Annotated in this window: 9 protein-coding genes; 8 read left to right on the forward strand and 1 reads right to left on the reverse strand. The window is 34.2% G+C overall.

The window, feature by feature from the left end; translation table 11 throughout:
* Window positions 1–18: 18 nt before the first annotated feature.
* Window positions 19–882 (reverse strand): hypothetical protein, encoded by an 864-nt coding sequence (locus ACQ5J2_RS07255; RefSeq protein ID WP_432673050.1) that lies wholly within the window; start codon window positions 880–882, stop codon window positions 19–21.
* A gap of 428 nt (window positions 883–1,310) precedes the next feature.
* On the opposite strand from ACQ5J2_RS07255, the gene eno reads away from it, so the two are divergent.
* The 8 genes from eno (at window position 1,311) to ctlX (ending at window position 12,651) form a co-directional block, all read left to right on the forward strand.
* A complete protein-coding gene (eno, locus tag ACQ5J2_RS07260; protein WP_432673051.1) occupies window positions 1,311–2,603 on the forward strand; it encodes a phosphopyruvate hydratase in 1,293 nt (430 codons plus the stop codon).
* Between the two features lie 476 nt (window positions 2,604–3,079).
* Complete coding sequence (locus ACQ5J2_RS07265) at window positions 3,080–5,047, forward strand: tetratricopeptide repeat-containing sensor histidine kinase (RefSeq protein ID WP_432673052.1); 1,968 nt, start codon at window positions 3,080–3,082, stop codon at window positions 5,045–5,047.
* A gap of 104 nt (window positions 5,048–5,151) precedes the next feature.
* Window positions 5,152–5,913 (forward strand): LytR/AlgR family response regulator transcription factor, encoded by a 762-nt coding sequence (locus ACQ5J2_RS07270; RefSeq protein ID WP_432673053.1) that lies wholly within the window; start codon window positions 5,152–5,154, stop codon window positions 5,911–5,913.
* A gap of 136 nt (window positions 5,914–6,049) precedes the next feature.
* Window positions 6,050–8,569 (forward strand): DUF7619 domain-containing protein, encoded by a 2,520-nt coding sequence (locus ACQ5J2_RS07275; protein ID WP_432673054.1) that lies wholly within the window; start codon window positions 6,050–6,052, stop codon window positions 8,567–8,569.
* Window positions 8,570–8,765: 196 nt separating this feature from the next.
* The gene (locus ACQ5J2_RS07280; RefSeq protein WP_432673055.1) at window positions 8,766–10,049 is read left to right on the forward strand and encodes a citrate synthase; all 1,284 of its coding nucleotides are present in this window, start codon (window positions 8,766–8,768) and stop codon (window positions 10,047–10,049) included.
* Window positions 10,050–10,205: 156 nt separating this feature from the next.
* Window positions 10,206–11,120 (forward strand): dimethylarginine dimethylaminohydrolase family protein, encoded by a 915-nt coding sequence (locus ACQ5J2_RS07285; protein WP_432673056.1) that lies wholly within the window; start codon window positions 10,206–10,208, stop codon window positions 11,118–11,120.
* Window positions 11,121–11,226: 106 nt separating this feature from the next.
* Window positions 11,227–11,595, forward strand: coding sequence for a four helix bundle protein (locus ACQ5J2_RS07290; protein WP_432673057.1), 369 nt, complete (start codon window positions 11,227–11,229; stop codon window positions 11,593–11,595).
* A 117-nt stretch (window positions 11,596–11,712) separates the two neighbouring features.
* The gene (gene ctlX, locus ACQ5J2_RS07295) at window positions 11,713–12,651 is read left to right on the forward strand and encodes a citrulline utilization hydrolase CtlX (protein ID WP_432673058.1); all 939 of its coding nucleotides are present in this window, start codon (window positions 11,713–11,715) and stop codon (window positions 12,649–12,651) included.
* Window positions 12,652–12,686: the final 35 nt, after the last annotated feature.

Here is a 12,686-nt window from a genome sequence, read left to right on the forward strand (position 1 = left end):
TAGTGACAGGTGGGATTATTACTCAATTAATGTATCTATGTTTTGGATTAATTCACTTTCTGATATTTTGAATACTGATACCTTAACCCCAAAATACTCAACTATTGAGATGTATTTTTTTCCTAAAGGACGAATGCTGTAAGGTCTAAAAGAATATTGCCACTCTGGGCTAACCTTAAAGTTATTTCTTTCAAAAGTAGGATAATATTTCTTTTCGTCAAAATTATATTTATGTTCGCCTTTAATAATCGTTAAAGAATATTTATCTAAAAATATGCATAAGTGACTTGGGATAGGGACACTAAACTGTACGATTTTAGTCAGTTGTGCTACTTCGATAACCTCTCTGTTTTGATATGTAAGGATGAAATATATACCGCTTTGATAGTAATAATCAAAAAATTTAGATGACTCAATTTTTTCCACATCAGTAGGTCGATTTATTTTGTTTAAAAGAATTTTTGTAAGCAGGCCAGGCGTTTCTAAGTTGTACCAATGTTGAAAATTGTTTTGATTCTTATCTGTCGAATTAGATTTTGTTATTATTGCATAGATTAGGTTCAAAGTTTTGTAAATATCTGTTTCAGTATTAAAGATTAATATGTTCAAACCTTTATTAGAGGGGTCTTCCTTTTCAATATAGGCATAACATTTAAATTCGTTGCCATGAATGAGTGATAGATGAATTTGCTTATCAAATTTAATTTCGCTTAATAGCAAATCTAAATATTTCGCAGTAATGATATTTGTATTTACTTCTTCGGTATAATAAGAAGTAGATGAGGTCAAATTCACATTTCCGTACTTCTTCCTAAACTGCACATTTGTGTGAGCGAAACTTGTGAAAAATGAAAAGAGAAGTAGCAGGTTTATTGTTTTCATTTTAGCTTGGGTTTGAGTTTTATTGAGCAATTTAGTTTATACTATATAACTGCTTAATTACCATAGTAATTTACTTGACTAAAATTTTTTTACTTTCTCAAATATATAAATTCATTTGCAATTATTTTGAATTCAATATTAAAATGCAAGAATTTTAGCTTAAATCCCAAAACGTAAAAAGAAACCTAAAGTTTTTATCATAGCCCTGATGCTGGAATTGTTTGAGCTCTCCCGATTTTTCATCGGGAAGCGAGTTCCTTCAGCAGGAACATGGATTCTGAAACAGCCCAAGCGGTTTGCTCCAAATAAATAAACTACAAACGAAACCGATTGAGTTGATAAGATTGTACATTTTCTTAAAAGGATTGATAAAGTTGTAATATATTTGCAATTATCAATGATTAACACACAATTAAAACTATAGTAAAATGAGTATTATCATAAAAATTCATGCCCGACAAATTTTAGATTCAAGAGGAAATCCAACGATTGAGGTGGATGTAATTACCGAAAACGGCGTTTTGGGTCGTGCTGCTGTGCCAAGTGGTGCTTCGACAGGCGAACATGAAGCGGTGGAATTACGTGATGGCGGAAAAGCCTTTATGGGTAAAGGTGTTATGAAAGCTGTGGAAAACGTGAACCGTACTATTGCTGAGGAATTGTTGGGAACCTCTGTGTTTGAACAAAACTTGATTGACCAAAGAATGATTGAGCTTGATGCGACGCCAAATAAACAAAACTTGGGTGCGAATGCTATTTTAGGTGTTTCGCTTGCTGTTGCTAAAGCGGCGGCTAATGAGTTGGGATTGCCATTGTACCGTTATATTGGTGGTGTTTCGGCAAATACGCTTCCGGTTCCGATGATGAATATCATTAACGGTGGAAGTCACTCTGATGCTCCAATTGCGTTTCAGGAGTTTATGATTATTCCGGTGAAAGCGAAAAACTTTACACACGCGATGCAAATGGGTACGGAGATTTTTCACCATTTGAAAAAGGAATTACACGATAGAGGTTTGAGTACAGCTGTAGGTGATGAAGGTGGTTTTGCACCCAACTTGGCTGGCGGAACTGAAGATGCAATTGAAACGATTCAGAAAGCGGTTGAAAAAGCAGGTTATAAATTTGGCGACGAAATTATGATTGCTTTGGATTGTGCGGCTTCGGAATTTTATGTGAACGGTACGTACGATTATAAAAAGTTTGAAGGTGAGAACGGAAAAATTCGTTCAAGCAAAGAACAAGCGGAATACTTGGCAGAATTAGCTGCGAAATATCCTATTATTTCTATTGAAGATGGAATGCAGGAAGACGACTGGGACGGTTGGAAATACTTGACGGACTTGGTAGGAGATAAGGTGCAATTAGTGGGTGATGATTTATTTGTAACCAATGTAACGCGTTTGAAAACGGGAATTGACAAAGGAATAGCCAATTCGATTTTAGTGAAGGTAAACCAAATTGGTACTTTAACAGAAACGATTGCAGCGGTAAATATGGCTCATAATGCAGGTTATACTTCTGTAATGAGTCACCGTTCTGGCGAAACAGAAGACAACACGATTGCTGATTTAGCCGTGGCGTTGAATTGTGGTCAGATTAAAACAGGTTCGGCTTCTCGTTCGGATAGAATGGCGAAGTACAATCAGTTGTTGCGTATTGAGGAAGAATTAGGCGATGTGGCTTATTTTCCTGGTGTGAAAGCGTTTAAGGTGAAATAGGTTTTTGCCACTGATTAATTCAATTAAAATGATTTTTTAAAATTACCCTTTTAGAGTTTTATGCTTTGAAAGGGTATTTTTTGGCTCGCAAAGGCGCTAAGACGCAAAGTGTAAGTAGTTGTTTCTTTGTGACTTTGCGTCCTTGCGAGACCTTTTCAATATTGTTTTTAATTGGCTGTTATTTTTAATCCTCGAAGGGCTTGGAACCCTTCGAGGGTTTTTTTTGGCTTGCAAAGGCGCGATGACGCAAAGTTTAAGTAGTTGTTTCTTTGCGACTTTGCGTCCTTGTGAGACCTTTTTAATATTGTTTTTAATTGGATGTTATTTTTAACCCTCGAAGGGTTTGGAACCCTTCGAGGGTTGTCCTATAGGAATCGCAAATTTGATTCAAATTCTAACTCAAATCCATCAAATACTCATTTGCTATTTGTTTGCAGTAACAAAATGCTATTTTTGTTTGTATCTAATTATGTATCATGAGTAGAATGAAGAATTATAGTGTGCTTGTCGTTTTTTTCCTTTTCGCAAATGTATTCGCGCAGGAATCTGCCGTTGATAGTTTGCAACAAGTTTTAAAAAACAGCAAAGACGATATCGAAACAGCAAAGGTGCTGAATGAATTGGCGTCGGCTTATCAAGATTTCAATCCTGTATTATTGAAGGAATATGCTCAAAAGGCATTGGTTGCTTCTCGTAAAATTGATTTTGCTTTAGCGGAAGGAACTGCGTTGTTGAACCTTGGTAATGCAGGAATTATCTCTGGGAATTATGCGGAAGCTTTGGCGTACTTTCAAAATGCTCAGATTGTTTTTGAGAAAGAATTGCAAGAACAGCCCGATAATCAACTGGAATTAAAAAACGGACTGGCTCGTGCTTATGGAAGTATGGGAATTGTGTTTTCGGAGCAAAATAGTTATGCAAAAGCCTTACAAAATCATTTGAAGGCACTACAATTATATGAAGAGACGAGTCAGGAACTTAAAGTGGCTCAAGTTTCTAATAATATTGGAGTGGTTTATCAATCTCAAAACCAAGACTTCAAAGCTTTGGAATATTTCTTGAAATGCTTCAAAATTCAAGAGAAGAACAAACTTTCGTACAGTGGGATTACGGCAACGAATATTGGGAAGGTTTATTTGAACCAAAAGAATTTTGCGGAAGCACTGGCTTATTTTCAATTGGCCGAAAAACGATTCGAACAATTTCCAGATGCAAGAGGTTTGGGAGAACTGTACAATAATCTTGGTCGGTATTTTCAACAACGAAATAACAAGCAGGATGCAGTATTGTCTTTTGATAGAGCGTTATTTGAATTTCAGAAGATTGACGATAAATTCGGTACTTCGGATACGTATTTTTATTTGGGTCAATTTTATTTTGAACAAAACGACTACCAATTGGCACTTGAAAACACGCAGCAATCATTGGTATATGCTAAAGAATTAGATTTATTAGAATTGGTTCAAAACTCCGAGTTGGCCTTGAGTACGATTTATGAGAAAATGGGGCAAACAAATGCGTCGTTGAAACATTTGAAATTGTACGGCCTTGCGAAAGACCGTTTGCAAAGTCAAGAAAACATTCGCCAAATGGTTCAGGCAGAAATGAATTTTGAGTTCGACAAAAAGGAATCGCTTTTGCAAAAAGAACAAGAGAAAAAAGACATTGTGTATCAAGAGGAAATCAAACGCCATCAGATGCAAATTTTCTTTAGTATTCTGTTTGTTATTTTGGTATTCGGAATTGTGTTTTTAATTTACAACCGAATGCAGCTCAAGAAGACATTGACACTTCAAAAAGAACTTGCCGAATACGAACAGAAAGCCTTGCATTTGCAAATGAATCCGCATTTTGTGTTTAATTGTTTGGGTTCGATTTCCAGTTTTATTGTTCAGAATGGAACCGATTCGGCGATAAAGTATTTGGCAAAATTCTCAAAACTCATGCGATTGACCTTAGAATATTCGAAAGAAGCTTTAATCCCGATTGACAAGGAAATTGAAAGTTTGCAGAATTATCTGGAACTGGAACAACTGCGTTTTAATCAAGTTTTTGATTTTACGATAACGAAAAGTTCGAAAATAGAAGATGATTTGGCTTTGCCACCGTTATTGTTACAACCTTTTGTGGAGAATGCCATTATTCACGGGCTGATTCCGAAACAAGAGAAAGGAACGATTGCTATTTCATTTGAATTGGAAGGCGAAACCTTGTTATGTACGATTATTGACAACGGTGTTGGATTGGAAGCTTCACAGAAGTTAAAAGAACAATCGGTATCCATACATAAATCAATGGCGTTGGACATTACTAAAAAACGATTGGAAATGATGGAAACAACGACTCAGAAAAAATCATTTGTAACAATTGATGAAGTTGTTGATGAAAATGGCGTGGTGAAAGGAACAAAAGTGGTGTTGCATTTGCCGGTTCAGTATTTATAAGAAGTTGTCAGTTGACAGTTGACAGTTGACAGTTTTCAGTTTTGAGCAACTTGTGGTAATTGGTTAATAAGATAGAGGGATAAAAAGATAGAAGGATTTTAGAGATGATAAAAGTACTATTAATAGACGACGATGCGAATTTGCGACAAGGAATGAAAGTTTTGTTGGAGCGATATGCATCGGATATTGAAATAATTGGTGAAGCCGATAGTGTGAAAACCGGGACAATCGCAATGGAGAAATTACTTCCTCAAGTGGTTTTTTTAGACATTCAATTGAACGATGGAACTGGTTTTGACATCTTGGAACGAGTGACTAAAAGTCAAGGAAAATTGAGTTCGCATATTGTATTTATAACGGCTCACGAACAATATGCCATAAAAGCCTTTCGGTTTAGTGCCTTGGATTTTTTGTTAAAACCCGTTGATCCAGAAGAATTGCAGAAAGTGGTGGAGAAAATCAAGGCGGTTTTAAATCAAAAGGAAAACTTTGAACACATCGATTTACTTTTGGAAAATATCAGAAAGAAAGTAGATAATTTTAAACGAATTGCACTTTCTACCAGTGATGGCATTCATTTGTTTGAAATTAGTGATATTATCAGGTGTGAAAGCGAGGATAATTATACCAAGTTTTACATTAAAAATCATAAGCCTGTTTTGATTTCAAAAACCTTGAAAGAATATGAAGAGTTATTAGCAGAACATGGATTTGAACGCATTCACCAGTCGCATTTAATTAATTTGGCTTATTTGAAATCCTATATAAAGAAAGACGGCGGTTATGTGATTATGAGTGACAACAGTAATTTGCCTATTTCGCAAAGGAAAAAAGACAGGCTGCAGGAATTGTTGAAGAATCTTTAAAAAGTCTTTTCTTTTTGAGAATGATTTAGCGAGTCGAATCGAATTCTAATTCAAAAGTGCTACATACTCAATTGTCTATTATTTAATTAAATTTCGGATTTATATTTACTAAACCAAAGAATTAAAATACATCATTATGAAAAAATATTACTTACTACTATTATTTGTAGCTTCCTGGATGAATGCTCAAATTGTAACTATTCCGGATGCAGCATTTAAAGAAAGGTTGCTTGCTTCGAGTAGTTCGTTTTTTGTTGCGAAAAATTTACAGGGTAATTTCTTTAGCATAGATGCAAATGATGACGGGGAAATCCAGTTGCAAGAAGCACAGCAAGTAACTTACTTGCGATTGTACGATTTACCAATAAACAGTCTGGAGGGAATTGAAGCGTTTACGAACTTGACGGAACTTCAATGTTGGAAATTAAATCTAACTACTTTAGATGTTTCTGCACTTACGCAGTTAAAATTGCTCAATTGTGCTCAAAACGATTTAGACATTATTGACATTAGTGCATTATCTAATTTAGAAACTTTTTTATGTGATGATAATAATCTTACTACACTTAATTTTTTAAACAATCCTAACTTATTAAGTATTGGTTGTTCAGATAATCTGCTCACTACGCTAGATGTTTCTAATTTGGCAAACTTAAATCAGCTTGTATGTTACGGCAATTTTTTAACAACAATTACATTTCCTGTTAATAATAGTATTACTTCATTATATATTTATAATAACCTCTTGACTTCGCTCGACTTTTCAATCCTGCCTAATTTGACGAATATTTCTTGTGACCGAAATAATTTCACATCACTCGCATTTGATAATCTTCCTAATTTGACCTTTATAGATTGTGGTGGAACGCAGTTGTCAAGTCTTACATTTAATAACTTACCTAGCATGTTAAGTTTGAATATTCATAAGGGAACTTTTCCAACTTTTGACATTTCCAGTTTATCAACTTTGACACGAATTACGTTATATAATACAACAAATTTAGCAACGCTGGATCTCTCAAATTTACCTCTTTTGAACTTCTTTCAGTGCACGGGAAATGCGAGTATTAATAGTTTAGATATTTCCAATAATCCGCTGTTAAATGATATTCTAATAAATAACAATCCGTTAATCAAAAGTTTAAATTTCAAGAATGGTACAACCCAAAATATTGATGGGATGTTTTTTGATTCGTCATTGCAAAATCTTGAATACATATGTGCTGATGAAGGTGAATTACAAATTTTACAGACTGAAATGAGTTATTTTTATCCTACTAAAAATATTGCAGTTAACACATACTGTTCTTTTAATCCAGGTGGGAATTATAATAAAATTTTAGGAGCGGTGACTTTTGATTCTAACAACAACGGTTGCGATGAAACAGATGAAGTTTTACCTAATATTAGAATTAATATTAATGACGGAGTAAGTCAAGGTGCTACATTTGCAAGTAATTCTGGAAACTATGGTTTCTACACGCAAGCTGGAAATTTTACTTTAACTCCTTCTATTGAAAATCCAAGCTATTTTAACTTTTCGCCTGTAACAGCAACAATTCCTTTTGCAAACAATAATAATAATTTAGTAATCCAAAACTTCTGCATCACTGCAAACGGAATTCATCCCGATTTAGAAATTGTAATTGTCCCTATAATTCCTGCAAGACCTGGTTTTGATGCCGTTTATAAAATTGTCTATAAAAACAAAGGAAATCAGACGGTTGGTAGTTCTGTTAATCTAACATTTAATGATTCTGTTTTAGATTTCGTTACGTCGTCAGTCGTGCCAACTCTGATTTCTGGTTCAACTTACAATTGGAATGTAGGAAGTTTAGCGCCATTTCAAGCAGGAAGTATTCTGGTTACATTCAATGTAAATTCTCCACAGGAAATTCCGGCCGTGAATATTGACGATATTTTGACTTTTAACGCAAATATCAATTTGATAACTGATGTGATGCCAAATGATAATTCTTTTGAATTCAATCAAATCGTTGTAGGTTCGTATGACCCAAATGACATCACTTGTTTACAAGGAAATGCACTTCCTACTTCAGAAATGGGTGCGTATTTACATTACAACATTCGTTTTGAAAACACAGGAACCGCTCCAGCTGAAAATATAGTTGTAAAAAACACAATTGATTTGACGCAATATAACATTCAATCATTGCAAATTATGGAAAGTTCGCATCCAATGACGGTACGTGTTACAGGAAATATTGCGGAATTCATTTTTGAAGCCATTGATTTAGATACGGGAGGTCACGGAAATATTTTGTTGAAATTGAAATCAAATGCAACACTTACTAACGACCTTGTAATTAATTCGGCAGATATTTTCTTCGACTATAATTTTCCAATTATTACAAATGACGAGCAAACTGTTTTTGCCGATTTATCTAAAAATGATTTTGTAAAAGATGCCTCGATTCAGGTGTATCCAAATCCAACGGATAATTTGGTTACCATTAAGGCGGATAATGCCATAAATTCCATCCAGTTGTATGACGCTCAAGGTAGATTGTTAAGTACTAAAATGACAAATGAAAATACGCAAACTTTGGATTTATCTAATTATTCATCAGGTGTTTACTTTTTGAATATATCAACGGCAGTTGGTAAACAAACTCAGAAAATCATTAAAAAATAGTAAAATTTAGTTTAGTTTTTTTGTTAATGCAAAATCCACAATGTCATGGTTGTGGATTTTTGTTTTTTAAGAAGTTATTACGGAATTCTTTTATAAAATAATTAACGATTGTAGGGTGTAAATCGTTTTTTAATTTGTGTTAATTTTCATAGATTTGTTAAATTATAATTTTTCACCGATAATCATAAACAGAAATATGTCAAAAACAGCAATATTAGAATTAGAAGGCACTAAATATGAGTTTCCAGTAATTGTAGGAAGCGAAAAAGAAGTAGCCATCGATATAAGCAAATTAAGAGATTTAAGTGGTGCTATCACAATGGATCCTGGATACAAAAACTCAGGAGTTTGTAAAAGCGATATTACTTTTTTAGACGGTGAAGAAGGAATTTTACGTTACCGAGGATATTCAATTGAGGAATTAGCCGATAAAGGGAATTTTCTTGAAGTTTCATACTTAGTTATTTTCGGCGAATTACCAACAAAGGAACAACTTACAAAATTCGAGAAGGATATTAACAAATATACTTTGGTAAATGAGGAAATGAAAAACATCATTGATGGTTTCCCTAGAACCGCTCATCCAATGGGTGTTCTGTCATGTATGACCAGTGCATTAACTGCTTTTAATCCAAAAGTTGTGAATGTTGAGAATGAAAAAGAGATGTATGATGCGGTTTGTAAAACGATGGGTAAATTCATGGTTATTGCAACTTGGACGTACCGTAAAACTGCAGGATATCCGTTAAATTATTATAACAATACAAAAGGGTACGTGGAGAATTTCTTGCATTTAATGTTTGAATTACCAACAGGACCTTATAAAGCAAGTCCAATCGTGATTGATGCTTTAGATAAATTGTTTATTCTTCATGCCGATCACGAACAAAACTGTTCTACTTCAACAGTAAGAATGGTTGGTTCTTCTCATGCGGGATTATTTGCTTCTATTTCTGCAGGAGTTTCTGCACTTTGGGGACCGCTTCATGGTGGAGCAAACCAAGCCGTTTTAGAAATGCTTGAAGAAATTCAAAAAGACGGTGGAGATGCTGATAAATATATGGCTAAAGCCAAAGATAAAGACGATCCATTCCGTTTGATGGGATTTGGTCACCGCGTTTACAAGAATTTCGATCCAAGAGCACGTATTATCAAAAAAGCAGCTGATGAGGTATTGAGAGAATTGGGTGTTGATGATCCAATTTTGCAAATTGCTAAAAAATTAGAAGAAGCAGCATTGGTAGATGAATATTTCGTTTCTAGAAAATTATACCCTAATGTAGATTTCTACTCTGGAATTATTTACAGAGCATTAGGAATCCCTACTGATATGTTTACAGTATTGTTTGCTATCGGACGTTTACCAGGTTGGATTGCACAATGGAAAGAAATGCGTATTAACAAAGAACCAATAGGAAGGCCCCGTCAAGTTTACACAGGTCACCCATTACGTTCATTTGTTGAAATGGAAAAAAGATAATACTTACTTTTTTTATAAAGGAAGCCTTTCGTAAGAAAGGTTTTTTTTTGGAAATAAATCAGCGGATAGAAGTATTTTTTAACAGTAATAAGTAAACAAAAATAGCAAAGCTAAAGTGCTTTTTCTATATTTGTCATTCGCATAAAACGAAATCATATGTTGCAATTAAATGTAAAAAACGAAACGTCAAGATTAAAAGCAGTAGTCTTGGGAAGTGCCATAAATAATGGTCCAACACCAACGGTTGAGGAGGCTTACGATCCCAAATCACTTGAATATATTTTGGCAGGAACGTATCCTATTGAAGAAGATATGGTGAAAGAGATGGAAGCGTTCAATCAAGTATTTCAGAAGTACAATGTCAAAGTTTTTCGTCCTGAAATGATTGAAGAGTACAATCAGATTTTCACAAGAGACATTGGGTTTGTGATTGATGATATGTTCATTAAAGCCAATATTCTTCCGGATCGTGATCGCGAATTAGATGCAATCAATTATGTAATTGATCAAATGGACCCAACAAAAGTAGTTCGTCCACCCGATGAAGTACATATTGAAGGTGGCGATGTGATGCTTTGGAACGATTATATTTTTATTGGCACGTATAAAGGAAGCGACTATGCCGACTATAAAACGGCGAGAACAAACAAAGAAGGAGTCGCATATATCCGAAATCTTTTTCCAAACAAAATAGTGAAGGAATTTGATTTAGTAAAATCGAAAATCGAAGCGAGAGATAATGCTTTACACTTGGATTGTTGCTTTCAACCCGTAGGAAAAGACAAAGGAATCATCTACAAAAGCGGATTTAGGGAAGAAGCCGATTATATGTATCTTGTGAAGCTTTTTGGTAAAGAAAATTTATTTCACATTACAAGAGACGAAATGTACTACATGAATTCAAATGTATTTTCTATTGCTGAAGACGTAGTGGTTTCCGAGAAAAACTTCACACGATTAAATGCTTGGCTGAGGGAAAACGGCTTCACCGTAGAAGAAATTCCGTATGCTGAGATTTCCAAGCAGGAAGGGCTTTTGAGATGTAGTACTTTGCCGTTGATAAGAGAATAGGATGTCGTCAGTTGACGGTTGTCGGTTATCAGTTTTAGCGTAACTTGAAATTAATTGTTGAAAATTGACTTACGAACTTTATCAAACAAATTTTAAAATCTAAAAAATGAGTGATTATTCCGATTTAGATGTTTATAAAGAAAGTTTGGAATTGTTTTTTATCATTCATCCTGCTTCTTTAAAACTACCAAAATACGAAATGTATGAATTGGGAAGTCAATTAATAAGGTCTGAAGATTCAACGGTAACAAATATCGTCGAAGGATACGGTCGAAAAAGATATAAGGCAGAATTTATTCGATTTTTAGTTTTTTCGCATTCTAGTTGTATGGAAGCAAAAAATCATTTGTTTAAAATAGCTACACTCTATCCTGATACTTTTGAAAATATGGAGGATTTAATTTTAAGATATGATAATTTAGGCGCTAAACTCTATAATTTTATCTCTTACGTGGATAAAAACTGGAAAATATAAATCTAATTTCTACAATTACAGCTTGGTGTTAATACTATTTCTAATCAATAACTAACAATATTTAATCTATAACAATTTTAACTGATAACGGTCAACCGACAACTGATAACAAATAAAATGAGACAAACAACAAACTCCATATTAATGATTCGTCCCGTAGCATTCCGGATGAACGAACAAACAGCGGTTAATAATTATTACCAGAAAGTACTTGACGGACTTTTGCCAGCGACTGTAAATGCAAAAGCGCAAGAAGAATTTGACACTTTCGTAGAAAAATTACGAAATGTTGGAGTTGATGTAACAGTTGTCGACGATACTTTAAATCCGGATACGCCAGATTCTATTTTTCCCAACAATTGGATTTCTTTTCATCAAAATGCTGAGGTTGTTTTATACCCAATGTTTGCTGAAAACCGTCGTGCAGAACGTCGAGAGGATATTTTAGATATTCTAGAAGAAAAAGGTTTTCAAATTGACAGTATCAATGATTACACAGAAGCAGAAGAAGATGGTTTCTTTTTAGAAGGAACGGGAAGTTTGCTTTTAGACCGTAAAAACCAGAAAGCCTATTGTGCTTTGTCTCCAAGAGCGGATGAAGAATTATTCATCGAATTCTGTGAGGATTATGATTTAGCACCTGTAATTTTTGAAGCTTTTCAAACGGTAGATGGCGAACGAAAGTTAATTTATCATACCAATGTGATTATGACTTTGGGCGAAACTTTTGCCGTAATTTGTGCAGATTGCATTGACGACAAAAAAGAACGCAAAATGGTTTTGGATAATCTAAAAGAAGACGGGAAAGAAGTAATATTAATTACGGAAGACCAAGTTAATAATTTTGCGGGAAATATGCTTGAAGTAAAAGGAACGGATGACAAACGCTATTTAGTAATGAGTAATTCGGCTCATCAGAGTTTGACGAAAAAACAAATCATACAATTAGAAAAACATGCTGAAATCTTAAGTTCAAGTTTAGATACCATCGAAGCTTGTGGTGGAGGAAGTGCAAGATGTATGATGGCGGAAATTTTTCTTCCTAAAAAAGAATAAATCTAATCAGGTTTTAAATATTGTACAAATAAATA

It is taken from the genome of Flavobacterium sp. SM2513 (assembly GCF_050908145.1).
Classification (GTDB): Bacteria; Bacteroidota; Bacteroidia; order Flavobacteriales; family Flavobacteriaceae; genus Flavobacterium.